Genomic DNA, 26,249 nt, shown 5'->3' with positions numbered 1-26,249 from the left:
CATGGGTGTGCAGCCTCGCTGGCTCTCAGTTCCAGTTCACCTCGATATTGGTAGGCTGGGTGGTGGTGCCATTGGCATTGCTTTGTGCAATCAGCCCCGTCAGCTTTCCGGTGGCAATGACCCAGTCTGTATTCACCTCGGGCTGGCCGCCATTCCTCTGAATGGTGTACTGCATCTTGCAGGTCTCAAAGGTACCGAATGCGGTCTGGATGGTTTCACGTCCCAGGTAGGCCGTGGTCTGGACGACCTGGGTCGTGGTGTTCTGGATATTGTTTTTGTTGTCGTTGGTATAGCTGGCGGTGTGCGGCCGGTTGAGTGGGATGGCAAGCGGCACGGCCAGTGCCGGTGTGTAAGTCTCCTCGTAGATGTAGCGCACATAGACATCGCCGCTACCGCCGCTATGCCCGTGGACATAGTTCATGCCATCGGCATTGTTGGTGTAGGTATTGCGAAATGGAGTGCTGTTAAACGTTTGGCGTACCCGGTAGGTTCGCTTTCCTTCAAAGGTGGCTTCACCCATTGCCTCATATCTGGTCTTGTCCGGCGATGGGGCTGCACCCGGGGTGGTATAGGTCCAGACGCTGCCAGTGACATAGGGCTTGTCCGAAGAAAAGCAGGCCGCGCTGGTATCCGTACTGATGGGTTCGTCTGTGCACTGCACCTGGATATTGGCCACGGTGGCGCTGGCTGAGCCACTGCCGTTGGTGACCATGCAAGTCTGCGATTGCGGCTGCGTTGCCACCGTGACGTCGTAAGGCTTGCCAGCTTCCACCTTGGCCGAGAACTCGAACGCACCATTGCTCGACAGCGTCAGATCGTGGATGCCGTTGTTCTGCAGCACCAATGATTTGCCACTGGCCATGCCCGTCACTTCTCCGCCAATGCCATAGGTGGGAGTGGGCAGCGGAGGCGTATCGTCATCATCGTCGCTGCCGCCTCCGCCGCAGGCGGTCAGCACAAGTGCTGTCATCAGCGAAGGCAAAAATACCGTAGATGTGGAGCGCATGCGCATATGTCTTCCTTTGTTGTGGATGTTGTTGAACCTGGAATGCCGCGATGGATGCAGAGCAGACGGCCTTGCAATTCCTGATTTTTAATCAATTTTATATATCAGATCATTTAATGAATCGATGAAATTCTGATCAAGATATAGTCTGTTACCTGGATTTGTTGCACTTTTATTTATGTCGGATCCCTTGTTATCGAGCCCCACGGTTGCCCTGCCTGTCGGCCTTCAATTCATCGAGCGTGGCTGGCTGTCTGCCAACAACACGGTGTTTGCTGCCGGGGTGACGGCTGTGGTGGATACGGGGTACTGCAGCCATGCCGAACAGACCGTGGCGCTGGTGGAATCGGTGCTGCAAGGTGTTCCCCTGCAGTGCCTGGCCAACACCCATCTGCACAGCGACCACTGCGGCGGCAACGCAGCGCTGCAGCAGCGCTGGCCAAGCGCGCAGACCTTCATTCCACCTGGCCACGCCCAGGCGGTGATGGACTGGGACGAGACGCAGCTGACCTACCGACCCACGGGCCAGGACTGCCCGCGTTTTCGCGCCGATGGCGTGCTGCAGCCAGGAGCAGAGGTTCTGCTGGGCTTGCAGCAGTGGCAGGTGCATGCGGCACCCGGGCATGATCCGCATTCGGTCATTCTGTTCGAGCCGCAATCGCGCACGCTGATATCGGCCGATGCCCTGTGGGAAAACGGCTTTGGCGTAGTTTTTCCGGAGATCGAAGGCATTGCCGCGTTTGACGAAGTCGCCGCCACATTGGATGTCATCGAGCAACTGCAGCCCGCTGTGGTGCTGCCCGGGCACGGCAGCCTGTTTGTGGATGTGTGCGCGGCGCTGGCCACTGCGCGGCGCAGGCTGGAGGGCTTTGCCCGCAGCCCCGAGCGCCATGCGCTTTATGCCGCCAAGGTGCTGCTCAAGTACAAGCTGCTGGAGTGGCAGCAGATGCCTCTGAACCGGGTGTATGCATGGCTGGCTGCCACGCCGTACTACGCCATGCTGCATGCCGCCTATTTCAACGATCAGCCCGCCAGCGACTGGTATGCCTCTCTGGTGGCCGATCTGGAGCGCTCGGGGGCAGCCTTGCACCAGGGCGAACTGCTGGTGAACCAGTAGGGGGAGCGCTGACTGTGTGGAGTTCACTGCTTGTCCAGATTCAGACGCAGCCCTGGCTGCAGGCCTTGCTGACCGGAAGCGGCCTGTGTGCCCTGTTCTGGCTGATCGACCACGCGGGTGCGCATGCGATGGTGCGCTACATCCCCATTGGCACACCCGTCTACCGGCGCAACCTGACGGGTATTCTGCGACGGGTATTGCTGCTGTGCGCAGCCGGACTGCTGGTGGTGAGCGACTATCTGATCCTGTTGCCCAGCGCATGGCAGGGCAGGCTCCCGCTGCTGGTGGTGGCATTGCCGATTGCCGCTGCCATTCTTGTGGTGTGGCTGCTCATCGAATCGCGCCTGGTGCGCCATGTGATTGCGGGCGATACCGTTTTGCGCAGCTGGTGGCAGCAGTACATGCAGGCTCGTTCGCCCAGCTCCATCGGGCAGGAGCCGGCCATGGGCCTGTTTGATTTCCTGCACCTGACGCCAGAGCTGAAGCAGCGCATCTACGGCAGCGAGGCCTATGGCGCGCCATCGCAGCGGCTCAATCGTTTGCTGTATCTGCTCACCTGGGCGCACCTCGTAGTCTGGGTGTATGCCTTGCGCATGCAAACCTAGAATCAAAAATGGCAGCTGGCGCTTGGCTGATGGGCGCCAATAGCTATAAAAATAATAGAAACTCGATAAAAAGTGACTCGTCCTGTCATAGGTTGACACCTATTCGCGACTAATCTCCAGCCCAAGCTGGTTGGCGAGAGACGCCCGATGTATTGCATCGGGCGTTTTGTATTTTAGGGACAGGTGCGGCCGACGCTCGTTGTACAGCCGTACCGATTCGCCCACCATGGTGCGGGCCTGCGAGAGATCGGCAGGTCGTTGCAACAAGTATTCCATCTTGAGGATTCCATTGACCCGCTCAGCCAGAGCGTTTTGGTAGCAATCGTAGCCATCGGTCATGGAGCAGGTGATGCGGTTGCGTGCATGGATGCGCTGGTATTGAGCCGAGCAGTACTGAACACCTCTATCAGAGTGGTGTACGAGCGGCTGATCTGTTCGCCGCTGACGCAGTGCCATCTTCAACGCTTGGCTGACCTGCTTGGTCTCCAGACTATCGTGCACGTGCCAGCCCACGATCTTGCGCGAGTAGGCATCGGTCACCAGGCTCAGATAGGCAGTCTTCTCCTTGGTGGGTAGATACGTGATGTCAGCGACCCATAGCTGCTCACAACCACTTGCCACTGTTTTGGTCGGGCCCTCCTTGAGTAGATTGGGGTGCCTGCGGTAGTGATGATGGCTATTGGTGGTCTTGTGGTACGCATGCCGTGGCAGCACCAGCATGCGTGCTTGGCGCAGGACAACGAACAGTGCATCGCGCCCGATCTGGATTCCCGCCTGTTCAAGCGGCGGCTTGAGCAAGTGCAGCAGTTTGCGCGTGCCAATGCGTGGCTGATGGCGCCTCTCTTCACTGGCCAACTCCACCACCGCCTTGTCCCGCTCGCTGCGTGCACGCTGGCAGACCAGGCGCTTGTAGTGCGCTTGGCGGCTGATTCCCATGTAGCGGCAAGCCCTCGTGACGCTTAACCCTTTGACGAGCTTTTGCGTGAGGACTTGCCCGCAGGCTTTTTTGTGACTTGGACTCCGTAGTCGCGCTTGAGCACGTTCACTACCGCTTCAAAGAAGGCCGCTTTCTCGCGGGCTTCTTTCAGTTGCACTTCCAGCTCCTTGATGCGCTGCTCTGGAGTCAGCAGCTTGGGCGATTCAGGCATCTTCTGTAATCCTTTGCCCCTTGATGATGCAGCTTTCCAGTCCTGCCGTCCGTGCTTGCGAAGCCACACCAGTACAGTTGAGGCGCCCTGGATTCCGTACCGCTCATGGGCCTGCCGGTAGGTCAGCTCACCTCTTTCTACTTGATCGACTACTGCGAGTTTAAAAGCCAGCGTGTAGTCCCGTTGCGTTCTCTTAACCCACTGTTCCATTTGACTTTCCTTTCTGTTCTTCAGAAAGGTGTCAACCCAATTCAGGACGGGTCAAAGCCCATGAAAAAAGCGCCCGAAGGCGCTTTTCTTGCAAGTGCCTAGCAGGCGATGGTGCGGCTCAGGCAGCTTCCCAGCGCTTGAGTACCAGGCAGGCATTGGTGCCACCAAAGCCAAAGCTGTTGGAGAGCACCTGCTTGAGCTCGGCCATGCGTGCCTTGGTGACCAGGGGCATATCGCCCACGGCCGGGTCAGGCGTTTCGACATTGGCAGAACCTGCGATGAAGCCCTTCATCAGCATGATCAGGCTGTAGATGGCTTCCTGCACGCCAGTGGCGCCCTGCGAGTGGCCGGTGAGCGACTTGGTGCTGGAGAACGGCGGAATCCGGTTGCCAAACACCTTGCGGATCGCGTGCAGCTCGGGCACGTCGCCCACGGGCGTGGAGGTGCCATGGGTGTTGATGTAATCGATGGATCCATCCAGCCCCTCGATGGCCTGCTGCATGGCCGCCACGGCGCCTTCGCCGGAAGGCGCCACCATGTCTTCGCCATCGGAGGAGATGCCAAAGCCGACGATCTCGCCCAGAATATTGGCGCCGCGCGCCTGGGCGTGCTCCAGGCTCTCCAGAACGAGTGCGCCGCCGCCGCCAGCGATGACAAAGCCATCGCGGTTGGCATCGTAGGGGCGCGACGCTTTTTCAGGCGTTTCGTTGTACTTGCTGGACATGGCACCCATGCCGTCAAACAGCAGTGCCAGGCCCCAGGAGAGCTCTTCACCGCCGCCGGCAAACATCACATCCTGCATGCCCCAGGCAATCTGCTGCGCGGCTGCGCCAATGCAGTGCGCCGAGGTGGAGCAGGCCGAGGTGATGGAGTAATTGATGCCCTTGATTCTGAAATTGGTCGCCAGGTTGGCAGACACGGTCGAGCCCATGCAGCGTGTGACCTGGTAGGGGCCGACGCGGCGGATGCCTTTTTCTCGCAGGGTATCGGCCGCTTCGATCTGGTTGGCGGGCGAGCCTCCGCCCGAGCCCATGATGAGGCCGGTGCGTGGGTGGCTGATCTGTTCAGGCTTCAGGCCCGCTTGCTCGATCGCCTGTTGCAGCGAGATCTGTGCGTAGGCGGCTGCATCGCCCATGAAGCGCAGTTGCTTGCGGTCGATGAACTCTTCCACATTGATCTGTGGAATGCCGGCCACCTGACTGCGCAGGCCCAGTTCCTTGAACACAGGCATGTGCTGGATGCCGGAGCGCCCTTCGCGCAGCGAAGTCTCCACGGCTTCCAGTCCCACACCGATACAGGAGACGATACCGGCCCCTGTAATGACCACCCTACGCTTCATGCTGCGTTTTCCTTGCCGTCACCGTCACGCAGGAACAGGCCCACGCGCAGATCGTTGGCTACATAGATTTCTTTGCCATCGGCCAGCAGGCGTGCATCTCCGATGGCCATGTTCAGCTTGCGCTTGATCACACGCTTGATGTCGATCTCGTACGTGACCAGTTTCACGTCGGGGCCGACTTCTCCGGTGAACTTCACTTCGCCCGCGCCCAGCGCGCGGCCGCGGCCCGGCAGGCGCAGCCAGGTCAGGTAAAAACCGATCAGCTGCCACATGGCATCCAGCCCCAGGCAGCCCGGCATGACCGGGTCGCCCTGAAAGTGGCACTTGAAGAACCACAGTTCCGGATTGACATCCAGCTCCGCCACAATCTTTCCCAGCCCGTGCGCGCCGCCGTTCTCGTCAATATGGGTGATGCGATCGAACATCAGCATCGGCGGCAGTGGCAGACGGCCACTTTCGGGGGTAAACAACTTGCCCTCACCAGAGGCGATCAGTTGCTCATAGGAAAAAGATTCAGCCATTGAATATCCAGTCAGTCCAACTCCAGGGATCCGGGGCGCAGTCATGGGCCGCTTTTCCCGGACGGCAGCTAAACACTGCCGCTATCCATTATCCAGCTTTATCGCGCAAATGCAGCCATACATAGCCGTGGACTGCACTGTGCTATGTCGAAAAAAAGCACGCTTTGGTCGTTTTTAACAGCACTTACATTTGATGCTTGCCAGCCCTGAAGATGCCAGAAAGTCAACATGCACGGCGCATGTTCTGGCAGTGCGGCATGCATCTGCATGCAGTTGCCGTCATCATCGGCGATCTCGCGTACCCCGGGTGCTGCGGGGTTAATCACTGGCGTGGCCGCGTCAGCATGGCTCCTGCCAGCACCACAAAGCCTGCCAGCCAGAGCGGCCACAGGCCAAAATGACCGGCCCAGCGCGCAAATGGGGTGGGGGGGACATCCACGCCTTGTACCTGGGCCTGCAGCACGGCGCGGGTCTGGTGGGGCAGGGCATGCTCTACCTGGCCCCTGTGGTTGATGATGGCTGTGGAGCCGGTGTTGGTGGCGCGAATCATCGGGCGCGCCAGCTCCAGGCTGCGCATGCGGCTGATCTGCAGATGCTGGTCAATCGCAATCGAGCCGCCGAACCAGGCGATATTGCTGGCATTGACCAGGATGGTGGGCGCAGCGGCTGCATCGACAAAGCGGGTGGCCAGCTCTTCGCCAAACAGGTCTTCATAGCAGATGTTGGGTGCCCAGCGTTCGCCCGCCCAGGCCAGCGATGGCTGGTTCATGCCCCCCCGGTTGAAGTCGCCCAGCGGAATCTGCATCAGATCGGTGAACCAGCGGAACATGGGCGGAATGAACTCGCCAAACGGTACCAGATGGTGCTTGTCATAGCGGTAGGCGGCAGGCTGTCCGGGCGCCAGGCCCACCATCGAATTGGTGTAGCCCACTTCAAAATCGCCCAGTGGCACGCCAATCAATGCGGCCTGCCTGCCGCTGGAAAAGCGCTCTTGCAGTGCGGGCCAGTAATTGTCCGGTGTCTGGCGCAGCAGTACTGGAATGGCGGTTTCCGGCGCAATCACCATATCGGCCTGGCTGGCCTTCAGTTGCTCCGCATACCAGCTGAGCGCCTGCGGAATGCCTGAGCTGGGCTGGAATTTTTCACCCTGGGAGATATTGCCCTGCAACAGTTCGACAGAGACGGGCGGGCGGCTGGTGCCGGTGGCGGAATCCTGTTGCGGTTGATGGGTTATCCACAGCGCTGCTGCAAACAGGGCCACAGCCGCATAGCTTTGCCACTGGAATGCATGGCGTGCCCGCAGGCCGCCCAGCACCACGGCGATGGCCGCTGCCGCCGCGCCAATGCCGTACACCCCGACAAAAGGCGCAAGGCCCGCCAGGGGGCCATCGGTGTGGGCATAGCCACCCGCCCCCCAGGGAAAGCCGGTCCACCACTGCCCCCGAGCCAGCTCGCCCAGCAGCCATAACGCGGCAAACAGCAGTACGGCGCGGGTCAGGCGCTCACCCTTATAGGCGACGAACAGTCCGCAGGCTGCGGCGTAATAGCTTGCAAGAAACGCGGCCAGTGCAAGAACGGCCAATACCGCCAGCGGGGCAGCCAATCCGCCATAGACGTGCATCGATATGAACAGCCACCAGAAGGTGGCGCACAGCCATGCCGTGGCAAAGCCCCAGCCCAGCAGCACCCCATGCCAGGCGCGCTGCTGGCGGCTGAGCATGGCCGGCAATGCGGCCAGCGACACGATCTGCAGCCACCACAGGGGCTGGCCATACCAGGCTTCATACCCGTCCAGCCGCCACGGCCAGGCCAGCGACCAGGCCTGCAGCACCCCGGCCACGATGGAGAGCAACAGGAAAAGCCACGGAAAGCGGCGCGGCGTCTCATACAGCGAAAAGGATGCGGGCACGGTAGGGCAGCAATGGGGTTACGTCAAAACAAAAACGGCAGCGACGTCACCGTCTGCTGCCGCCTTGCGCACTATACGCGATGCGTATGGCGCCTGGGCTGTGCGCCGTGATCAGGCATCTGCCTCGGGGTCTGACACGGGCGCAGCCCGCTGCACGCGGAACCAGCGTACGGCGCCGCCCTTGGTCAGCAGCACTTCGAAGTGCAGGCCGCCCAGCATGATGTGCTCGCCGCGCTTGGGCACATGGCCCAGTTCATGAGCGATCAGGCCGCCAATGGTTTCGAAGGATTCGTCGGCGTCGCTGCTCTCCAGCGTGACCTTGAACGCGTCGGCCACACGCTCGACCGGCGTGTCTCCGGAGATGCGGAAGGTGTCGTCGGCCAGCGCAAAGATATCGCCTTCTTCCTCGGGCAGGTCGAATTCGTCCTCGATCTCGCCAACGATCTGTTCCAGCACGTCTTCGATCGTGACCAGACCGGCCACGCGGCCGAACTCGTCGATGACGATCGCCAGATGGTTGCGGTTGCCGCGAAATTCGCGCAGCAGATCGTTGAGTCCCTTGCTTTCCGGTACGAACACTGCCGGACGCAGCAGGGAGCGGATATTGAGCTGGGGCGAGCGCTGGAGCTTGAGCAGATCCTTGGCCAGCAGGATGCCAATGATGTTTTCCTGCTCACCCTGGAAGACTGGGAAGCGCGAGTGCGCAGTGTTGATGACGGTGTGCAGCACCGATTCAAAATCGGAGTCGATGTCCACCAGGTCCATGCGCGTCGCGGCAACCATCACGTCGCCTGCGGTCATGTCCTCCATCCGGATCACGCGCTCCAGCATGACGCGCGAGTCGGCATTGATTACATCGTTGTTTTCGGCTTCGGCCAGGGTTTCGATCAGTTCATCGGGTGAATCTGGCGCCGGGTGGATGAACTCCACCACCTTTTGCAAAAAGGTTTTTTTGTCTTCCTTGTCAGGGAATCGCGAAGGATGGGGGTCTGACACTGTCTTGGAATGCAGGACGTGCGGTAGTGAAACAAGCTGCCAGCATAACGGATTGAAAAATTCCTCCGATTTCGCTGTTGATTGCAGTGGCCAGGTTTCCGCGCCGCCCGGGTTGAGGTAATTTGAGCTGCCAGCGCACGCTGGCAGGGTGTAGGTTGCTATTGATCGGTGAGTGACCCTGTCCTGCTTCTGTCTTTTTTCTGTCCTATTCGCCTTGCGTGGCCGCCAGGCTTTCCAGAATGATCTTGAGCTGGGGGCTCATCGGCAGGCCCAGGGTCTGGCCGGTCGGCAGCTTTTTCAGAAACCAGCGGTTGTACTGGCGTTCGATCTCTCCATCGGCTGCCAGCGCCTGGAAGGCTTCCGTCACCAGTTGCGCCATGGGGGCGTCGCCCTTGCGATACATCAGCCCGTAGGGGTCGTAGGACAGGAAATCGCCGACGACGGCATACTGCTCGCGGGCTCCCGGCGTTTGCGCCACCAGGCCGTAGAGCAGCACGTCGTCGGTGGCAAAGGCATCGGCTGCGCCGCTCGTGACCTGCGCAAAGGACTCGGCATGGTCGCGCATGGACATGATCTGCAGGTTCAACTGAAAACGGGTGGAGAGGTCGCGCATGGTCTTCTCGTTCGTGGTACCTGCGGTCACGGCCACTTTTTTGCCAGAAAGTCCCATGTAGTCGCGCACTGGCGATCCCTTTTTGACCAGCAGCTTGGTGCCCGAGACAAAAAAGGTGGGCGAAAACGCCACGGTCTGCTGGCGTTCCTTGTTGCTGGTGGTCGAGCCGCATTCCAGGTCGGCCTGGCCGCTGGTGATCGCGTCCATGCGTGTGGCCGAGGTCACGGGCACCCAGCGGATGGCCAGCGGCTTGTGCACGGCCACTTCCATGGCATGAACCACTGCCTTGCACAACTCAATGGAGTAGCCAATGGGCTTTCCGCGTGCATCCAGGTACGAAAACGGCACCGAGCTGTCCCGGTAGGCCAGGGCCACCTCGCCCTTCTGGTGGACTTTGGCCAGAGTACCCGTCAGCGCCACCGGGGCGGCTGGTGCTTGGGCACTGGCAGCCAGCGGCGCGAGCGCCAGCAGCAGCAACCAGGGGCGCACCCGGCATAGTCTGGAGATGGAGCGTATCACCGCGCGCATCATCAGGCGACGTCCGGTGTGGGGAGGGGATGGGCCGCCAGGGCCGCCTCGGCATCCAGCTTGCGGGCCAGTTCGGCGGCTTCGGCTTCGGGCAGCAACTCGCCCTCCCACTTGGCGACAACGGCGGAGGCGATGGAGTTGCCCACCGCATTGGTGGCCGAGCGGCCCATGTCGAGGAAGGTATCGACCCCCAGGATCAGCAGCAGGCCAGCTTCCGGAATGTTGAACTGGTTGAGCGTTGCGGCAATCACCACCAGCGAAGCGCGCGGAACGCCTGCCATGCCCTTGGACGTCAGCATCAGGATCAGCAGCATGGTGATCTGCGTGGACATGGGCAGATGAATGCCATAGGCCTGTGCAATGAACAAGGTGGCAAAGGTGCAGTACATCATTGAGCCGTCGAGGTTGAACGAGTACCCCATCGGCATGACGAAGCTGGAAATCTTGCGCTTGACGCCAAAACGGTCGAGTGCGTCGAGGATCTTGGGATAGGCCGCTTCGGAACTGGCGGTGGCAAACGACAGCATGAAGGCTTCCTTGATCAGCACAATCAGCTTGAAAATGCGTGGGCCAAGGAATACAAAGCCCGCACTCACCAGAAGTGCCCACAGCAGGAACAGGCCCAGGTAGAAGTCGCCCATGAACACGGCGAATTTGAGCAGGATGCCCAGGCCGTTCACCGCCACGGTGGCGGCCATGGCCGCCAGCACTGCCAGTGGAGCGAGTTTCATCACATAGCCGGTGATCTTGAGCATCACATGCGAGAGTTCATCAATCGCAGCCACCAGGGTCTTGCCTTTTTCGCCCAGCGCGGACAGTGCCACGCCAAAGAACATCGAGAACACGACAATCTGCAGGATTTCGTTGTTGGCCATGGCCTCGGCGAAGGATTTGGGAATCAGATGATTGACAAATTCCTTCAGCGTGAATTTGCCGGTGGCCAGATTGGCGGAGGCGCCGATATCGGGCAGCGGCAGGCCCAGGTTGTGGCCGGGCTGCAGCACATTGGCCAGCACCAGACCCAGCACCAGAGATACGAGGGAGGCTGTGACAAACCACAGCATGGCCTTCAGGAACACCCGTCCCACCGATGCTGCATCGCCCATGTGTGCAATGCCGACGACCAGGGTCGAGAACACCAGCGGGCCGATCAGCATCTTGATGAGCCGCAGGAATACATCGGAGACGATGGATATGTAGCCCGCAATATCCTTTGCGGCGCCCTTGTCGGGGAACTCGATGTAGATCAGGTAGCCGATCAAGATGCCCAGTACCATCGCGCCCAGGATCAGGAACGCGACCGGGATGCCTTTTTTGCCCGCTGCTGAAGCCATGGTAATAATCCTTTTTTGCTATCGATTGTTTTCAATGCATAGCTTACATCCATGCCATGGCGGCCAGCCATCTTCTCCCCCCTCGGTTTTTACCTAGTTGACCTAGGTTATATAAACTGCCTTTAACGCTGCAGAGGCCGTGGCACATGGAGGACAGCGCTGGCTGTTCAGCATTGCTTGCAGGGCTCTTGAGCGGCTTTCTCAGGCGGGGCTTTCGTCCTCATCGTCCTTGGGCATGGCGGCAAAGCTGATACCGCCGAGCAGCAGCATCACCAGGGCAAACAGATAGACGGCATTGGCAATGCCCAGGCTCAGGCTGTAGCCCCAGGCGATGGCGGCGCACCACAGACTGTCGTTGTACAAGGCCGTGCATTGCGATTGTTGCGGCATGTGCACGTACCAGACCACGGCCACGACAGCAAAGGCCAGCGCCGCCAGCACTCCAAGCACATTGCGGTGAAAGCGCAGCATCACCAGCAGCGATGCCGGCACCAGGGTGCCCCAGACAAACATCATCAGCCAACTGGCCATGGGCGCCTGGGCGAGCCAATGCTCCAGAGGCTTCCAGTGCGCCTGTGCCTGAACCAGATTGAGCGCATCGCGCACCAGCGGCAGGGCCAACGCCGCAATGCCGATGCACAGCAGCAGGACGCCCAGGCAAACGCGCCGCGCACTGAAATGCGCGTGCCGACCCTGTGGCGCGGTTTGCATGGAGGCGTGGGGGTTTGCATGCGTGATGACAGCCATGGTGGTCTCCTTGTGGTGGCTGTCTTGCCTGGCCGCAGGCACGGTATTGCGCACTTGCGGCGGGCATTGCAGCCCTGGGTGACTCCGCTCCTGCTTCATTTCGGAAGCGCAGCGCGGCATGTAAGTGCAGTGGTGGCCCGTTGAGGGACCTCCTCTGAACCGTGGTTTCAATATAGACCGATTCCGTAGTGGAAGCTAGAGGCCAGAGGCGCATCCGCTCATGGCTGAATATGCGAAAATTTCATTAGCAAGCTTGTTTTTATTCGTTTTTGATTTGTAGGCCGACGCCTAAATTGGTGGCTATACCCATCTTTCGAATGAAAAGGCTCCTGCGATGACTACCTTGGAAATCTCTCTCCCGCCCGCTCTGGAAGCCGCCTGGCAGCAGGCGCAGTTGCAAGGGCTGGGCTACGCCGGAGGCGTATCGCCCACACAGGCCTGGCAACTGGTGCAGCAGGGCTTGGCGGTGCTGGTGGATGTGCGCTCTGCGGAAGAGCTGAAGTTTGTCGGCCATGTACCCGGCAGCGTGCATGTGCCCTGGGCTACCGGTACGGCGCTGACGCGCAATCCCCGTTTTGTGCGCGAGTTGGAATCCAGACTCGCGGCGCATGGCGGGAAGGAGGCCGTCGCCCTGCTGCTGTGCCGCAGTGGCAAGCGCTCGGTCCTCGCGGCGCAGGCGGCTGCTGCAGCGGGTTTTACGCAGGTGTTCAATGTGCTGGAAGGATTTGAAGGCGGGATCGACGCCACGCAGCACCGTGGCGGCAGCGATGGCTGGCGCTTTCACCACCTCCCCTGGGTGCAGGATTGAGGAGCGTGCCATGACGACCAGTTCTTTTCCCATAGACGAAGTCAGCGCAGCGCTGGCCCAGGCACGCCAGCAATGGCGCCAGGCGCACCAGCGCACGCAGGAGCCGGGCGGGCGTGAATTCCCTTCACGCGATGCACTCGCCCAGGTAGTGGCCCAGCTCAAGGGTGTGCTGTTTCCCATGCGGCTGGGGCCGCATGATCTGCTGCAAGAGAGTGAAAACTACTACGTCGCGCATACGCTGGATGCCGCCCTGCATGGCCTGCAGGCACAGATTGCACTGGAGCTGCGCTACGGCAGGCGCGACCTGGCAGAAGCGGCCAGCCAGGCCCATGGGCTGACGCACCAGTTTGCGCTGGCGCTGCCCGGCATCCGGCATCTGCTCGACACCGATGTACAGGCTGCTTACGAGGGAGACCCCGCTGCGCGCACGGTCGATGAGGTGCTGCTGTGCTATCCCGGCGTGCTGGCGCTTATCCACCACCGCCTCGCGCACCAGCTCTACGAGCAAGGCCTGCCGCTTTTGGCCCGCATCGTGGCGGAGCTGGCGCACAGTGAAACCGGCATCGACATCCACCCGGGCGCGCAGATCGGCGCGGGCTTTTTCATCGACCATGGCACCGGCGTCGTGATCGGCGAAACCGCCGTCATCGGCCGCAGGGTGCGTATCTACCAGGCGGTGACTTTGGGGGCCAAGCGGTTTGAGCAGGACGCGCAGGGTCACCTGCAAAAAGGCCTGCCGCGCCACCCGGTGGTGGAAGACGGTGTGGTGATCTATGCGGGCGCCACGATCCTGGGGCGCGTCACACTGGGCGCGGGGGCCGTGATCGGCGGCAATGTGTGGCTGACGCAGGATGTGCCGCCAGGCGCCAGCGTGACGCAGGCCTCGCTGCAGGCGCAGGCGGTCTCCCAGGCCGAGCGGCGCGTGCGGCTGGCGGCGGAGGCGGCGCTATGAATGGTTTTTCCCACCATTTCGGGCTGGCTGTGCGCCAGTCGCGCGAGGCGCTGGGCTGGTCGCAGGAGCAACTGGCGGCGCGCGCGGATCTGAACCGTTCCTACGTTGGCGAGGTGGAGCGCGGCCGGGTGGCGGTATCGCTGGCCACCGTGGGCAAGCTGGCGCGTGCCATGGATCTGGCGCAGTCCGCCCTGGTGCAGCGCGGCGAAACCCTGCACCAGCATTACCTGGCGCGGTCCGCACAGATTCAGCACCTCTGCAGCCAGGCGCCAGCCACTGTTTAGCCACTTGGCGGCTATAGCCGGTTGAGCGCGGCAAGGCGCTCGCCAACAATTTCGGCATCCCTCAACCTTCCTTTCGATCACAACGGAGTGCTTTATGACAGCAAATGTGGGCGGTACCACCGCTTTGGGCGATGTGGCAGCACGCCAGTTGGCCAATGCCACCAAGACAGTTCCCCAACTCGCAACCATCAGCCCGCGCTGGCTCACCCACTTGCTGCAGTGGGTGCCGGTGGAGGCGGGCATCTACCGGCTCAACCAAGTCAAGAACCCTGAAGCCATCAAGGTGGCATGCACCGCCAAGGAGCACGAGAACCAGCTGCCCCGCACCTTTGTCGAGTACGAAGAGGCACCGCGCGAGTTCTATCTGAACGCCGTCAGCACCGTGCTGGATGTGCACACCCGCGTGTCCGACCTCTACAGCAGCCCGCACGATCAGATCAAGGAGCAGCTGCGCCTGACCATCGAGACGATCAAGGAAAACCAGGAAAGCGAGCTGATCAACAACCCCGACTACGGCTTGCTGGCCCAGGTGACGGACGAGCAGCGCATCTTCCCCTTGACCGGAGCGCCCACGCCCGATGACCTGGACGAGCTGCTGACCAAGGTGTGGAAGGAGCCTGCGTTCTTTCTGGCCCATCCGCTGACCATTGCCGCCTTTGGCCGCGAGGCCACGCGCCGCGGCACGCCGCCGCCGACCGTCAGCCTCTTCGGCAGCCAGTTCATCACCTGGCGCGGTGTGCCGCTGATCCCTTCGGACAAGGTGCCGGTGGCCGATGGCAAGAGCAAGATCCTGCTGCTGCGTGTGGGCGACAAGCGCCAGGGCGTGGTGGGGCTGTTTCAGCCCGGCCTGCCGGGCGAGCAGGGGCCGGGGCTGTCGGTGCGTTTCATGGGTATCAACAACCATGCCATCGCCAGCTATCTGATTTCACTGTACTGCTCGCTGGCCGTGCTCACCCCGGATGCGCTGGCGGTTCTGGATGACGTGGAAATCAACAAGTACCACGACTACCCCGATACCTATAAATAAGCGAAGGGGGCTGCCATGGTTTCCACCGTCACGGGCGCGCCGGATCTGGCGACCGCGCCCATTTCCCCTGAGGTGCTGGCGCAGATGGCCAGCGCCTTGTTCAGCGAGCGTCCGGGTGCTGGCGCTGTGCCACCAGGCATACAGGCGCCCGTAAACATTGCGCCGCCGGGTTCGCCCTTGGCGAGCCCTGCAGGTCTGGGTCCGGGCGTGCCGGGCACACCGATACCGCAGGGCGTGGCACCGGGTGCCAACCTGCTGCCGGCTTCGCCAACGCCCGTGCTGTCGCTCGCCCACCGGGCGCCTGCTTTGCTGCCGCATGCGCAGGCCGGCAACGGCGTGCCCGACAACGTGCTGAGCAATCTGCCCGCTTACGAGCCGCGCCTGGGCAGCAGTGTGCAAGGCGTGCCGCAGGCGGTGCCGGTCGATGTCAAAACCGATTCTCATGCGCATGCAGAAAGCGCGAGCAGCTATTATTTTTTACAGCCATCGCCAGCGGTACCAGTGCAAGAGGATGGCCTGCTGGCATTGGCCCAGCAGGCCCGTGCTGGCGCACCTGCCTCCGGTTTAGATGGCATTGATCTGCGCGGGCCGCGCGGCGCAAGTGCGGCGGCAGCAGCACCGGCTTCTTCCGCCGCACCGCAGTACTACTTTGCCCACGCAGTTCAGCTGCCGAGCGGCTTTGTCACACCGGCCAAGCCCCATCCACACGGCGAGCAGGGCAGAACCCCGCAGTCGCAGGCAGACCGCCACCCGCCTTTTGATATCAACGCGGTACGGCGGGACTTCCCGATTCTGGCCGAGCGCGTGAATGGAAAGCAGCTGGTCTGGCTGGACAATGCCGCTACCACGCACAAGCCGCGCCAGGTGATCGAGCGCATCCGGCATTTCTACGAACACGAAAACTCCAACATCCACCGCGCGGCCCACACGCTGGCCGCCCGCGCCACGGATGCCTACGAGCATGCGCGCGAAGTGGTGCGCCGCTTCATCCATGCGCCTGACGCGCGCGAGGTGATCTTTGTGCGCGGCACCACCGAGGCGATCAACCTGGTGGCCAAGGCCTGGGGCGGGCAGAATGTGGGCGAAGGCGACGAAATCATCGTCAGCCACCTGGAGCACCATGCCAACATCGTGCCCTGGCAGCAACTGGCGCAGGCCAAGGGTGCGCGGCTGCGCGTGATTCCGGTAGACGAGCAGGGCCAGATCCGCCTGGACGAATACCAGAAGCTGCTGAACGACCGCACCAGGATCGTCGCCATTGGCCATGTCTCCAACGTGCTGGGCACGGTGGTGCCGGTCAGGGAGGTGGTGCAGATCGCCCGCCAGCGCGGCATTGCCACCTTGGTGGACGGCGCGCAGTCGATTGCGCATACGCCGGTCGATGTACAGGACATTGGCGCGGACTTCTTCGTCTTCTCCGGCCACAAGATCTTCGCGCCCACCGGCATCGGCGTGCTGTGGGGGCGGCGCGAAGTGCTTGAAGCCATGCCGCCCTGGCAGGGCGGCGGCAACATGATTGCGGATGTGACCTTCGAGAAGACCGTGTTCCAGCCGCTGCCCAATACCTTCGAGGCGGGCACCGGCAACATTGCCGATGCCGTGGGCCTGGGCGCGGCACTGGAGTACGTGGAGCGCATCGGCATCCATGCCATCAGCCAGTACGAGCATGCGCTGGTTGATTACGGCATGCAGCAGCTGGCTGCCATCCCCGGCCTGCGTCTCATCGGCACCGTGCCGGGCAAGGCGAGCGTGCTGTCTTTCACCCTGGCCGGTTACACGACGGAAGAAGTCGGCAAGGCGCTGAACGACGAGGGCATTGCCGTGCGCACCGGCCACCATTGCGCCCAGCCCATTCTGCGGCGCTTTGGCGTGGAGACTGCGGTACGGCCTTCGGTTGCTTTCTACAACACCTTTGACGAGATCGATCAATTGGTGGCTGTGGTGCGGCGGCTGGCAGGCCAGAGGCGTTGAACGGTGTAAGGCCGGGCGCGCATTGCCGCTGCATGACGCTTGTCAACGCATTGGCGGATCTGCAGGCAGGCAAGTGCGCAAAGGCGCAAAACAAAGAAGGGAGCGTTGCTACGCTCCCTTCTTCAAGCTGCCTGCCCCTGTAGAAACGCGCATCGCGCCGCCTTCAGCGGCAATACCGCATCAGCTGGTGTGCTTGCGGCTGCGCCGCTGGCGCAGCAATGCCGCCATACCGATCAAGGCGCTCAGACCACCCAAGGCCAGCGGCGCGTTGGTGGGCACGGGCGCGGGCGTGCGAGGTTGTACCGTGTCTTTCACCAAGGTATTGATGATGGTTAAGGTTTGCGTGCCCGCAGAGACCATGGGCGTGCTGGCCGCAGGCAGGCTGGCCGGGCCCCAGCGATAGCCCGCTGGAGGAGTCGGCAACGCGCCTTCTTCCACCGAGCAGGTGCTGCCAGCTGCGACAGTGATGGGGGCCGCGCTGCCCTGGTTGCTGGCGACGGCAATGCTGCCCGCCTGCGTGAAAGCAGGTGTGGAGCAGGTCAGCGTGAATGGAATGGCGCCGCTGAAGGCGGGCACGCCGGCAGGAACATTCACCTGCTTGGCGACGGTGATGGTGCCAGTGCCAAGCTGCGATTGCAGATACCAGTCGTTGCCCACTTTCACCAGGCTGTAGACGTAGTTGCCCTGGGTGACGACTCCGCCTTCCAACGAGAAGACGGCGTTGGAGTTGCCTGTTACCTGCGCGACGAGAATGCCGTTGCCATCGCCGGTGGTTGTGGTGTCTGCGCCGGGGCAGGCTGCATCGATGAATGGCGTCACCTTCAGCACGGTGGTGCCGGTGGTGTCGCCCGCGACCCGGAGAACATCCGACGCCGCGCCGCTGCCTGCGAGGCAGGTATCCACCGCCAGCGCGGCACCATTGCTGCCGGCGTAGCTTGGCTGCACGGTCAGTACATCGTCAGGCGCGCCGTCCACCAGGTTGACGGTGGAGGCGTCCGAGCTCACCGGCCCGTTCATCACGAATGCTGCCGCTCCCGCCTTGAAGGCGTTGAGTGTCGACCCTGCCGTCATGCCGAATGTGGTGTAGGTGGATGTCTTGTCGCCGTTGCTTTTTTCCACCAGGTTCCAGGTGGATGAGTTGCTCAGGCTGACTCCCAGGTCCGAGCCTGTACTACCTTTGTTGGTGAGGCCTTGCAGGGTGGCTCCATCGGAGGCCGTGAGCGTGGCGGAGGCTGGATTGTTGAGCCAGGCACTGGCGTTCTCCACTTCCATCAACCATCCATTGCTGGCGGCTACGGACTGGGACAAAGCTCCTTTCAGGCCCAGCGACGCATTCGTCTGGCCTGCGCTGACTTTGAACAGCGACGCTGTGGCGGATGTGGTGCTGAAACTGGTGTTGTTGAAGCTCGCCTTCGCGTTCTGTGACAGGGTTCGGGCGGTGATATCGCGGTTTCCGAAAAGAATGGTCTCTGCGGCGGATTTGATGGAGCCTGCACTGCCCGCGCCATCGGCCTGCAACAGCGTGTTGTCGCCCAGCAGCAGAACACTTGGCGTACCGGGCGCTCCCGTCGTATCCCAGGAGATGGTGCCGGTGGAATACAGCCGCGCACTGCCGGCTCCCAGGTCACGCACCTTGCCCAGCTTCAGTGCGTTGGACAGGTTACCTCTTGTCGTGATGTTGCTGTTGTTGAGGTGAACCTGGCTGTCGCCGCCCGAAATGTAGATACCGGGGCTGTACTGGCCAGTGGTGTCAATCTTGGTCAGCCCTTTGACCGTGACATGGCCAGACGTACCTTGCACCGAGATTGCACGAATGCCTGCGCTGATATTGAGCTGAGCACCGGATGCACTGGATGGCGTGGTATCCATCGTGATGTCAGCGTTGTCGAGCGTGACGTAGGAGTACAGCAGCGCTTGCGCGGCAGCAGATCCAGCACCTGCATCTACAGAATTGCCTGCAAGGATTCCGTAGTTGTACAGCGTGTACGCATACCAGCCCAATGATGGGATGTTGAGGGTCGAGGTGCTCTGGTTGTTGATGAGGATGTCAACCGCGAAGTCTTTGCCGCTGTAGAGGCCTGCATTGGAAGCGCCCAAGCCGATCTTGGCTACATTGGCCGGGCCGGCCGTCAGGTCGAGAGTGATGCTCTGCGCGTTAATCTGCGCTGCAGTGCCATTGCGAACCTCATTGACACCGACGCCAGTGGTGCTGAACGGGTTGTAAGTCGAAGAAGGCGTCACGGTGATGTTCATGTCTCCCGTGGCATCCAATATGCCTCCGTAGCCTGCTGACATGAAGGTGGTCCAACCCACGGTGGGCGTGTAGGAGCCTCCCGCCGCAGTGCAACTGCTGTTGTTTGTTGCGGCGATCGAGTTGGGGGTGTTGGTGCAGACGGCGAAGGCCGTGGAGCCACAGCATAGTCCTAAGGCCCCCAGTGTCAGGTTCCATTTGGTCTTGTTCGCTCGGATCATGCGTCGGTCCCTTCGAGGAGATGGAAGGCCTGCCCACAAACGGTGGGCAATGGTCAAGATGGGCTGGCTTTGTGATTTCTGTTTATAAATCAATTTACAACGATTGATTACAAATTTCTAATTATTTAAGTTGGGAATCTCCACGCAGTCACTGGCTTGGTGGCGACAACGGTGTGGGTGGTAGAGCGAGCATTGCCGCGCTGCTTGGGTGAGCGGGTGCAGGCTTTACTGATCCAAAGGAGGAAGCAGTGGTCGGTGGCCTGTGTCGAAAACGACACTGCAGGGCAAGGCTGACGCGGCCTTCCAGCGGCCTTCAAGAGAGCGAAGGGCACTGTGAAAGTGCCCTTCTGCAATTTACGATTGAAAAGTCAGGTTCAGATACGCGGTGGCAACGCTTGCACCGCGTCCACCACCTCCTGCACGCTCAGCACTTCGCTCAGCACCACCGGGGCCTTGCCCGGTGCGTACAGCACATACACCGGCACGCCGCTGCGGCCCAATTGGTTCAGCGCTGCAGTAATGGCAGGGTCCTGGCGGGTCCAGTCGGCGCGCAGCAGGGTGACCTGCTTGCCGTCAAAGGCCTGCAGTACCTCGGGATTGCTGAGCGTGGTGCGTTTGTTGTACTGGCACGTTACACACCAAGCGGCGGTGAAGTCGACGAATACCGGGTGGCCAGCGGCTGTTGTGTCGGCCACCAGCGTGGCAGACCACGGCTGCCAGCGTGCATTGGGCTGGGTCGAACTGGCGATCTGAGGTTCTGGGCTGGAGAGATTTTTGCCTGTAGCGCTTATCAGATAAGCGCCTCCAGCTATCAAAAGAATAGAAAGTACCCAGCGTGTGCGACCCTGCAGTGTCAGTGACCAGATCAGTGCGGCCAGCAGCACCAGAAAGGCCAGCAAGGTGGCGGCGCCATCGATGCCGCTTTGCTGGCCCAGCACCCACACCAGCCAGACCACGGTGGCAAACATCGGGAAGGCCATGGCGCGGCGGAAAGTGTCCATCCATGCCCCTGGGCGTGGCAGCCAGCGCACCACGGCTGGCACCCAACTGGCCAGCAGGTAGGGCAGGGCCATGCCGATACCCAGTGCGGCAAAAATCAGCAGCGCCTGCCCTGCCGGCATGCTGATGGCAAGCCCCATGGAGGCGCCCATGAATGGAGCGGTACACGGAGAGGCGATGGCCACGGCCAGCACACCGCTCAGAAATGCATTGGTGAGCGGATTGCTGGCCTGCTTGCCTGCCAGGCTGCTGGGCACAAAATGGCCAAACTCGAACAGGCCCGTCAGATTGAGGCCGATCACGGTAAACAGGGTTGCCAGCAGTGCCACCACCAGGGGCGACTGCAACTGAAAGCCCCAGCCCAACTGCTGTCCGGCTGCACGCAGGGCCAGCAAGAGGCCTCCCAGCGCCAGAAAGGACAGCACCACGCCTGCTGTGTAGGCCAGGCCTGCCATGCGTTGCTCGCGCAACTGGTTGCCATGGCCAGCGAAGCCCAGCACCTTGATCGCCAGGATCGGGAACACGCAGGGCATCAGGTTCAGGATGAGGCCGCCGATCAGGCCGCCCAGCAAAGCCAGCCACAGGCTGCCCGACGCTGCTGGCGGTGCCGCTGGGGCAGCGCCTTGCTGCTCGGCATTTTTGGCCAATGCGGCAGCCAGTTCGGGCGATACCTGGGCCACGGCAGCGGCTTGCCATTGGCCGCTGATGGGGGCGACGGTGCGCCAGGCAACGGTGCTGCCCGTTGCGGTGCGTTCGGCGGTGGTCAGCACCAGGGGCAGTTCAGTGGGGGTGTCGCCACGCGCGTCCGACAGCGGTACGGTGGCAGTCCAGACGGCGCCGTCCCACCGCTGGGTGAAGTCCTTGCCGGCTTCCATCGCATGGTGCAGGGTGTTGGCGGTTTCGGGCAACACCTGCAGCGATTGGTTCTGCAGCGCAGCGGGCAAGCCGGAGACGCGCAGCTGCAGCTTGCTGCCCTCCACGGTGGCACTGCTCTCACCTTGCAGCGCAATAGGCTCCTGGGCATGGGCGGCCGCAAATTCGGCGGCATACATACCGGTGCTGCTCTTGGCCGGAATGGTCAGACTGAAGCTGCCTTCCTCAGGAATGCATTCCACCCGGCATACCAGCCAGCTCGCCTTGAGCTGCACCGTGGCGCTGGTGCTGTCTGCGGCGAACGTGGTGGGAATCTGCACTTTGACGGGGAGCAGCACCTTGCCTTCATAGCCGTAGTTCACCAGATTGCCAATGCGGATCGGGTGGGGCGTGGGCCAGGCGATGTCGGCGGCATCCCAGCCGGGGGGGAGCTGCCACTCCAGCTGAGTCGGCAGACCGGAGTCGCCAGGGTTCTTCCAGTAGGTATGCCATTGCGGCTGGTGTTCGATCAGCAGGCCCAGTTCAATGGCTTTGCCCGGAACGATGCCATCAGGCGCATTGGCCACCAGTTCGGCGCGCACCCTGGGTGTGGTGACGACATGGCTGCCCGTGCCGCCGGTTGCCGGGGTATCCATGGCTGGCGCATTGCCGCTGCCACCAATATTGAGTTTGATTTGGGCGTTGGCGCCCGTCCACAGAGCGCTGGTAGCTATGAAAAGAAGAGTAAAAAACAGCGCCCGCAAAGGCAGGCGCTTGCCGTCATATGCCATGTAAAACCCCAAATCGCTCCAATGCCGGCCCATCCGCGAGGCGCGTGGCGTGCCGATGTCCAGCCTGATGTGTTCCGTGCGCAAGCTCGTTCGGCCCGCGCGCTGACCATATTAGTCACTCCCTGTCGGAGCTGCAGTCACCGGGTTTGGTTCCCCGGCTGGGAGTCGATGCAAGCGGGGTGCCATGCAACGCTCCAAAGGAAAAGGCTGCTGTTCCTGAAAACAGCAGCCCGTTGGCTCGTTGGTCTGGCAAAGAAAAACCGGGCGGGGAGTGTGTGCGCCGCCCGGTTGGTAGCTGGCAGGGTCGTGGGCTGCCAGCGGTCAGAAACGATTATTCGCCTTCAACGATCGAGCCGTTGACCATGGCCTGGTGAGCGGCCTGGGTCACTTCAGCGCGGCTGAGTTGGCCCTTGCCCATTTCGTAGGCGTTCACGGCCACTTTGTCGCCTTGCACCACCATGGTGTGGTTCTTCTGGGCATCGGCCAGCTGGGCTTGCACATCGGCACGGCTCACGGCGCTGGTGGCGGTGGCGCGGGCTGCAATGGCTTGGTCGCCTTCAAAAGGGTTGGCGTTGGCAACGGTGGCACCCAGAGCCAGGGTAGCGGCGATAGCGAGAATACGTGCGTTCATTTTTCATTCCTTTCAAAGTCGCGGCAGGTCACATGGCCTGCCGTATCGCTCGCTGTGCGTCTTTGCGCGACAGCGTTTTGTTTAACGATGGAATGAAGTTTAGTTTTGGTATGAATGCAGATAAATCACCAAATTGCAGACGCATTGTTTCGTTTTTGGATCCAATAAGCTTGGAACTTTTACAAATATGTGACAGCTGACCCTGGTATTTACCCTTGGTCATGGGTTTTATCCTGGGCAAAATTTCTCTGTGTTGAGGCGCTGTAAAAACGATAGCTGAAAACGCCCGTTGTTTGTACGCTACGGCGCAAATGCCAGGATCACGCGCCGGCTGTTGGCGCCTTTCTTCTCGGTCTTGCTGATGGCGATGGCGCCGATCTCCGTCGTGTTGACCAGGTGCGTGCCGCCGCAGGGCTGAAAATCCACGGCGGGCATATCCCCTGTGCCGTCCCCTCCAATGCGAACGGTGCGCACCCGGCCGCTGCCCCGGGGCGGTTGAACGCTCATGCTTTTGACAAGGGCGGGGTTGGCATCCAGTTCGGCGTCGGTGATGGAGGATATCTGCACCGGCAGCGCCTGGGCAACGATGGCGGCCAGGCCTGCGGTGACGGCATCCTTGTCGATGGCTTCATTGGTCACAAAGTCGATGCGCGCTTGCTCGGGCGTGATGGAGCAGCCATTGACTAGGTGAGGCACCAGGTGGCAGAGCACGTGCGACGCTGTATGCAGGCGCATCAGCCGGTGGCGGCGCTGCCAATCAATGGCAGCGGTGACCTGGTCGCCCGCTTGCAGTCCATGGTCTTCCTGCGCAGGCACATGCAGCACCAAGGGCAGGGGCTGGCCGTCTTCCGCCTTGGCCTTGCGGGTGTCGGCAATGGCAATCCTGCGGCCATCTGCACAGCGCAATACCCCCGCGTCGCCAGCCTGGCCGCCCCCCAGCGGGTAGAACACGGTGCGATCGAGCACGATGCCGGTATCGGTCACGGCCAGCACGGTGGCTTCACAGTTTTGCAGGTAGCTGTCGGCGCGGAACAGTTCTTCGGTGGCAGGTAGCAAGGAGAGTGGAGAGGGTACGGAATTCATTTCTGGCAGGGGAGCAAAGACACGTTGGAGACAGCCATGCTAGTGGGTTTGGCGCACCTGGCTTGTCGCCTGTGCAAGCATGGCGGCACAGGTGGCTGGCATACGGTGGCCTATAGCGAATGCGAATCACAGCATTGGCGATTGATATTAGACAGCGCAGGTGGCGCCGCCCACAATCAGCCCAGAGTCGGCCCATAACCACCATTCGAGCAATAGGAGACAAAACCATGAGCGACATCCAACGCCGCCATTTTCTGACCACCCTGGCTGGTGCCGCTGCCACTGCGGGCCTGCCGCAATGGGCACACGCGCAAGCGGCCTACCCGAGCAAACCCGTGCGGGTGATCGTTCCCTTTGCGGCAGGCGGCACCACCGACGTGGTGGCGCGGTTGGTGATGCAGAAGATGGGCGAGCTGATGAAGGCATCCTTCGTCATCGACAACAAGGGCGGTGCCAACGGCATGATCGGCACCGGCGAGGTGGCGCGTGCGCAGGCCGATGGCTACACCTTGCTGTTCAACACGGCAGGTGCGCAAACGCTCAGCCCGGTCATCTACAAGGCCAACTACGAGGCCGCTGCCAGTTTTGCCCCCGTGGCCAAGGTGTGCACGGTGGGTTTTGTGGTGATTGCACGCAAGGATCTGCCTGTCAATTCGATGCAGGAGTTGATCGCGCTGGCGCAGAACAAGGACAAGCCGCTCACCATCTCGTCGGGCAGCGCGATGATCAACCTGATCACCGAGCAGTTCAAGCACGTGATCAAGGCGCCGCACCTCATCAATGCGCAGTACAAGGGCACGAGTCCCCAGATGCAGGCCGTGGTGGCAGGCGAGGTGGATTTCTCGTTCGACTCGTTCGCAGCGGTTGAGATGATCAAATCCGGCAAGGTCAAGGCGCTGGGCGTGATCCTGCCGCAGCGCGCTGCGTCCTTCCCTGATGTGCCCACGTTCAACGAGCTGGGCATCAAGGACATGGAATTCAGCTCCTGGGCGGGCCTGCTGGCCCCCAAGGGCACGCCCAAGGAAGTCATTGCTGCCCTGTCGCAGAACATCGACAAGGTCATGCAGATGCCCGACGTGCTGGCCAAGCTCAAGCAGTACGACTACATCCCCGTCAAGACGACGCCGGAAGAGTTTGCCCAGCAGATCCAGGCCGAATCCGAGCGCTGGAAAAAGGTGGTGAAGGACACGGGTTTCAAGATCGAATAGGCACTGGCGCTTGACTGGCTAGCGCAAGTCGCTATAAAAAAGAGAGTCGATACCACCACGCAAACGCACCCTGTCCGGGTGCGTTTTGTTTTGGGGCAGTTCCGCGCGGGACGGGCTGGCGCGCCGCTCCAGCCCATAATCGCACCAAATACCTGTTCAAGGCCCCGCGTTGTGCACGGGCGCCTGCCTATCTGGAGAACACGCATGCAAACCCCGATCAATTCCTTCAAGCAAGCCATGGCGGCGGGCGAAGTCAAGCTGGGCCTGTGGCTGGCGCTGGCCGACAGCTACGCGGCCGAGATCAGCGCCGGTACCGGCTTTGACTGGCTGCTGATTGATGGCGAGCACGCGCCCAATGACCTGCGCAGCACGCTGGCGCAACTGCAGGCGGTAGCCAGTGCAACGCAGGCACTGCCGCCGGGCATGCCTGCGCCGCACCCGGTGGTGCGCGTGCCCACGGGCGATGCGGTGCTCATCAAGCAGTATCTGGACATTGGTGCACAGACCATTCTGGTGCCAATGGTCGATACCGCCGAGCAGGCCGTACACCTCGCCCATGCCATGCGCTACCCGCCGCAGGGCATTCGCGGCATGGGCAGTGCGCTCGCGCGCTCGTCGCGCTGGCAGGCCTATCCCAACTACCTGCACGAGGCCAATGCCCAGGTGTGCCTGCTGGTACAGGCTGAAACCGTGGAGGCCATGAAGAACCTGGACGCGATTGCCGCCACGCCCGGGGTGGATGGCGTGTTCATCGGCCCGGCCGACCTGTCTGCATCGATGGGCCATGTGGGCAACCCCGGCCACCCGGAGGTGCAGGCGATGATTGCCGACGCGATTGCGCGCATCCGCAAGGCGGGCAAGGCGCCCGGCATTCTGTCCACCAACAAGGCGCAGGGCGACAAATGGCTCGCCGCAGGCGCACAGTTCGTGGCGGTGGGCGCCGATACCATGCTGCTGCATGCGGCAGCCCGGCAATTGGTGGCGAGCTACCGTGGCACGGACGGCGCCGTGAAGAACACGTATTGATTGCTCCGTTCGCGCTCTTGCGCGCATGAAAAAAAGCCACCGGCGCAAACCGGTGGCTTTGTTCTTCTTGCG

The 26,249-nt window shown here is 61.7% G+C and carries 23 protein-coding genes; 9 read left to right on the top strand and 14 right to left on the bottom strand.

The window, feature by feature from the left end:
* Nucleotides 1-25: 25 nt before the first annotated feature.
* Nucleotides 26-970, bottom strand: a complete 945-nt coding sequence (locus tag LAD35_RS18680; RefSeq protein WP_224150438.1) for a hypothetical protein — start codon at nucleotides 968-970, stop codon at nucleotides 26-28.
* A 214-nt stretch (nucleotides 971-1,184) separates the two neighbouring features.
* Here LAD35_RS18680 and LAD35_RS18675 point away from each other — a divergent pair, with 214 nt between their 5' ends.
* Together LAD35_RS18675 and LAD35_RS18670 are read left to right on the top strand one after the other, a co-directional pair.
* On the top strand, nucleotides 1,185-2,123 hold the full coding sequence (locus LAD35_RS18675) for an MBL fold metallo-hydrolase (protein WP_224150437.1): 939 nt from the start codon (nucleotides 1,185-1,187) through the stop codon (nucleotides 2,121-2,123).
* A gap of 14 nt (nucleotides 2,124-2,137) precedes the next feature.
* Entirely contained in the window at nucleotides 2,138-2,728 is a 591-nt protein-coding gene (locus LAD35_RS18670) for a hypothetical protein (protein ID WP_224150436.1), read from the top strand.
* Nucleotides 2,729-2,827: 99 nt separating this feature from the next.
* Here the strand turns inward: LAD35_RS18670 and LAD35_RS18665 are convergent.
* From LAD35_RS18665 to LAD35_RS18630, 8 genes are all read right to left on the bottom strand, one after another.
* Nucleotides 2,828-4,086, bottom strand: a protein-coding gene (locus LAD35_RS18665) for an IS3 family transposase (protein ID WP_396022762.1) whose coding sequence is annotated in 2 segments (ribosomal slippage) — nucleotides 2,828-3,738 and nucleotides 3,738-4,086 — 1,260 coding nt in all. Because the reading frame shifts where the segments join, the coding sequence is not laid out codon by codon here.
* Nucleotides 4,087-4,204: 118 nt separating this feature from the next.
* Nucleotides 4,205-5,425, bottom strand: coding sequence for a beta-ketoacyl-ACP synthase I (fabB, locus tag LAD35_RS18660; protein ID WP_224150434.1), 1,221 nt, complete (start codon nucleotides 5,423-5,425; stop codon nucleotides 4,205-4,207).
* The gene (fabA, locus tag LAD35_RS18655; protein ID WP_184704072.1) at nucleotides 5,422-5,946 is read right to left on the bottom strand and encodes a bifunctional 3-hydroxydecanoyl-ACP dehydratase/trans-2-decenoyl-ACP isomerase; all 525 of its coding nucleotides are present in this window, start codon (nucleotides 5,944-5,946) and stop codon (nucleotides 5,422-5,424) included. Before fabA ends, fabB begins: the two co-directional genes overlap by 4 nt.
* A 322-nt stretch (nucleotides 5,947-6,268) precedes the next feature.
* Entirely contained in the window at nucleotides 6,269-7,855 is a 1,587-nt protein-coding gene (gene lnt / locus LAD35_RS18650) for an apolipoprotein N-acyltransferase (protein WP_224150433.1), read from the bottom strand.
* Between the two features lie 111 nt (nucleotides 7,856-7,966).
* Complete coding sequence (locus LAD35_RS18645) at nucleotides 7,967-8,851, bottom strand: HlyC/CorC family transporter (RefSeq protein ID WP_224150432.1); 885 nt, start codon at nucleotides 8,849-8,851, stop codon at nucleotides 7,967-7,969.
* Nucleotides 8,852-9,056: 205 nt separating this feature from the next.
* Nucleotides 9,057-9,995, bottom strand: a complete 939-nt coding sequence (locus LAD35_RS18640; protein WP_224150431.1) for an amino acid ABC transporter substrate-binding protein — start codon at nucleotides 9,993-9,995, stop codon at nucleotides 9,057-9,059.
* Complete coding sequence (locus tag LAD35_RS18635; protein ID WP_224150430.1) at nucleotides 9,995-11,326, bottom strand: dicarboxylate/amino acid:cation symporter; 1,332 nt, start codon at nucleotides 11,324-11,326, stop codon at nucleotides 9,995-9,997. The genes LAD35_RS18640 and LAD35_RS18635 overlap by 1 nt, the downstream gene beginning before the upstream one ends.
* A 201-nt stretch (nucleotides 11,327-11,527) precedes the next feature.
* Entirely contained in the window at nucleotides 11,528-12,073 is a 546-nt protein-coding gene (locus tag LAD35_RS18630) for a hypothetical protein (protein ID WP_224150429.1), read from the bottom strand.
* 334 nt (nucleotides 12,074-12,407) lie between these two features.
* Here LAD35_RS18630 and LAD35_RS18625 point away from each other — a divergent pair, with 334 nt between their 5' ends.
* From LAD35_RS18625 to LAD35_RS18605, 5 genes are all read left to right on the top strand, one after another.
* Complete coding sequence (locus tag LAD35_RS18625) at nucleotides 12,408-12,881, top strand: rhodanese-like domain-containing protein (RefSeq protein WP_224150428.1); 474 nt, start codon at nucleotides 12,408-12,410, stop codon at nucleotides 12,879-12,881.
* 10 nt (nucleotides 12,882-12,891) lie between these two features.
* Entirely contained in the window at nucleotides 12,892-13,833 is a 942-nt protein-coding gene (gene epsC, locus LAD35_RS18620; RefSeq protein WP_224150427.1) for a serine O-acetyltransferase EpsC, read from the top strand.
* Entirely contained in the window at nucleotides 13,830-14,117 is a 288-nt protein-coding gene (locus LAD35_RS18615) for a helix-turn-helix domain-containing protein (RefSeq protein ID WP_224150426.1), read from the top strand. The genes epsC and LAD35_RS18615 overlap by 4 nt, the downstream gene beginning before the upstream one ends.
* A 94-nt stretch (nucleotides 14,118-14,211) precedes the next feature.
* Nucleotides 14,212-15,144 (top strand): family 2A encapsulin nanocompartment shell protein, encoded by a 933-nt coding sequence (locus LAD35_RS18610; protein ID WP_184704056.1) that lies wholly within the window; start codon nucleotides 14,212-14,214, stop codon nucleotides 15,142-15,144.
* A gap of 15 nt (nucleotides 15,145-15,159) precedes the next feature.
* Nucleotides 15,160-17,115, top strand: coding sequence for a family 2A encapsulin nanocompartment cargo protein cysteine desulfurase (locus LAD35_RS18605; RefSeq protein ID WP_263434663.1), 1,956 nt, complete (start codon nucleotides 15,160-15,162; stop codon nucleotides 17,113-17,115).
* Nucleotides 17,116-17,295: 180 nt separating this feature from the next.
* Here the strand turns inward: LAD35_RS18605 and LAD35_RS18600 are convergent, their stop codons facing one another.
* The 5 genes from LAD35_RS18600 to LAD35_RS18580 form a co-directional block, all read right to left on the bottom strand.
* On the bottom strand, nucleotides 17,296-19,587 hold the full coding sequence (locus LAD35_RS18600; protein WP_224150425.1) for a DUF5979 domain-containing protein: 2,292 nt from the start codon (nucleotides 19,585-19,587) through the stop codon (nucleotides 17,296-17,298).
* Between the two features lie 374 nt (nucleotides 19,588-19,961).
* On the bottom strand, nucleotides 19,962-22,229 hold the full coding sequence (locus LAD35_RS18595; protein WP_224150424.1) for a protein-disulfide reductase DsbD family protein: 2,268 nt from the start codon (nucleotides 22,227-22,229) through the stop codon (nucleotides 19,962-19,964).
* 331 nt (nucleotides 22,230-22,560) lie between these two features.
* Nucleotides 22,561-22,860, bottom strand: a complete 300-nt coding sequence (locus LAD35_RS18590; RefSeq protein WP_184704050.1) for a hypothetical protein — start codon at nucleotides 22,858-22,860, stop codon at nucleotides 22,561-22,563.
* Between the two features lie 28 nt (nucleotides 22,861-22,888).
* On the bottom strand, nucleotides 22,889-23,083 hold the full coding sequence (locus LAD35_RS18585) for a hypothetical protein (protein ID WP_224150423.1): 195 nt from the start codon (nucleotides 23,081-23,083) through the stop codon (nucleotides 22,889-22,891).
* Between the two features lie 77 nt (nucleotides 23,084-23,160).
* Complete coding sequence (locus LAD35_RS18580) at nucleotides 23,161-23,943, bottom strand: alanyl-tRNA editing protein (RefSeq protein ID WP_224150422.1); 783 nt, start codon at nucleotides 23,941-23,943, stop codon at nucleotides 23,161-23,163.
* Nucleotides 23,944-24,170: 227 nt separating this feature from the next.
* Between LAD35_RS18580 and LAD35_RS18575 the strand changes: the two genes are divergently transcribed.
* Nucleotides 24,171-25,151: a Bug family tripartite tricarboxylate transporter substrate binding protein gene (locus LAD35_RS18575; protein ID WP_224150421.1), complete on the top strand. Its 981-nt coding sequence runs from the start codon at nucleotides 24,171-24,173 to the stop codon at nucleotides 25,149-25,151.
* Between the two features lie 204 nt (nucleotides 25,152-25,355).
* Nucleotides 25,356-26,177: an aldolase/citrate lyase family protein gene (locus LAD35_RS18570; protein WP_224150420.1), complete on the top strand. Its 822-nt coding sequence runs from the start codon at nucleotides 25,356-25,358 to the stop codon at nucleotides 26,175-26,177.
* The last annotated feature ends 72 nt before the right edge of the window (nucleotides 26,178-26,249 follow it).

Origin of the sequence: Comamonas odontotermitis, assembly GCF_020080045.1 — a bacterium.
Classification (GTDB): Bacteria; Pseudomonadota; Gammaproteobacteria; order Burkholderiales; family Burkholderiaceae_C; genus Comamonas; species Comamonas odontotermitis.
This window is presented reverse-complemented; position numbering and strand designations above follow the sequence as displayed.

What these genes read in the sequence shown, in the direction of transcription:
- LAD35_RS18595 (WP_224150424.1), bottom strand. Translation starts at nt 22,229, where the DNA reads ATGGCATATGACGGCAAGCGCCTGCCTTTGCGGGCGCTGTTTTTTACT.
- LAD35_RS18635 (WP_224150430.1), bottom strand. Translation starts at nt 11,326, where the DNA reads ATGGCTTCAGCAGCGGGCAAAAAAGGCATCCCGGTCGCGTTCCTGATC.
- LAD35_RS18630 (WP_224150429.1), bottom strand. Translation starts at nt 12,073, where the DNA reads ATGGCTGTCATCACGCATGCAAACCCCCACGCCTCCATGCAAACCGCG.
- epsC (WP_224150427.1), top strand. Translation starts at nt 12,892, where the DNA reads ATGACGACCAGTTCTTTTCCCATAGACGAAGTCAGCGCAGCGCTGGCC.
- LAD35_RS18585 (WP_224150423.1), bottom strand. Translation starts at nt 23,083, where the DNA reads ATGACCAAGGGTAAATACCAGGGTCAGCTGTCACATATTTGTAAAAGT.
- LAD35_RS18680 (WP_224150438.1), bottom strand. Translation starts at nt 970, where the DNA reads ATGACAGCACTTGTGCTGACCGCCTGCGGCGGAGGCGGCAGCGACGAT.
- LAD35_RS18615 (WP_224150426.1), top strand. Translation starts at nt 13,830, where the DNA reads ATGAATGGTTTTTCCCACCATTTCGGGCTGGCTGTGCGCCAGTCGCGC.
- fabB (WP_224150434.1), bottom strand. Translation starts at nt 5,425, where the DNA reads ATGAAGCGTAGGGTGGTCATTACAGGGGCCGGTATCGTCTCCTGTATC.
- LAD35_RS18610 (WP_184704056.1), top strand. Translation starts at nt 14,212, where the DNA reads ATGACAGCAAATGTGGGCGGTACCACCGCTTTGGGCGATGTGGCAGCA.
- LAD35_RS18625 (WP_224150428.1), top strand. Translation starts at nt 12,408, where the DNA reads ATGACTACCTTGGAAATCTCTCTCCCGCCCGCTCTGGAAGCCGCCTGG.
- LAD35_RS18580 (WP_224150422.1), bottom strand. Translation starts at nt 23,943, where the DNA reads ATGAATTCCGTACCCTCTCCACTCTCCTTGCTACCTGCCACCGAAGAA.
- LAD35_RS18600 (WP_224150425.1), bottom strand. Translation starts at nt 19,587, where the DNA reads ATGATCCGAGCGAACAAGACCAAATGGAACCTGACACTGGGGGCCTTA.
- LAD35_RS18605 (WP_263434663.1), top strand. Translation starts at nt 15,160, where the DNA reads ATGGTTTCCACCGTCACGGGCGCGCCGGATCTGGCGACCGCGCCCATT.
- LAD35_RS18640 (WP_224150431.1), bottom strand. Translation starts at nt 9,995, where the DNA reads ATGATGCGCGCGGTGATACGCTCCATCTCCAGACTATGCCGGGTGCGC.
- LAD35_RS18675 (WP_224150437.1), top strand. Translation starts at nt 1,185, where the DNA reads ATGTCGGATCCCTTGTTATCGAGCCCCACGGTTGCCCTGCCTGTCGGC.
- LAD35_RS18575 (WP_224150421.1), top strand. Translation starts at nt 24,171, where the DNA reads ATGAGCGACATCCAACGCCGCCATTTTCTGACCACCCTGGCTGGTGCC.
- LAD35_RS18570 (WP_224150420.1), top strand. Translation starts at nt 25,356, where the DNA reads ATGCAAACCCCGATCAATTCCTTCAAGCAAGCCATGGCGGCGGGCGAA.
- fabA (WP_184704072.1), bottom strand. Translation starts at nt 5,946, where the DNA reads ATGGCTGAATCTTTTTCCTATGAGCAACTGATCGCCTCTGGTGAGGGC.
- LAD35_RS18590 (WP_184704050.1), bottom strand. Translation starts at nt 22,860, where the DNA reads ATGAACGCACGTATTCTCGCTATCGCCGCTACCCTGGCTCTGGGTGCC.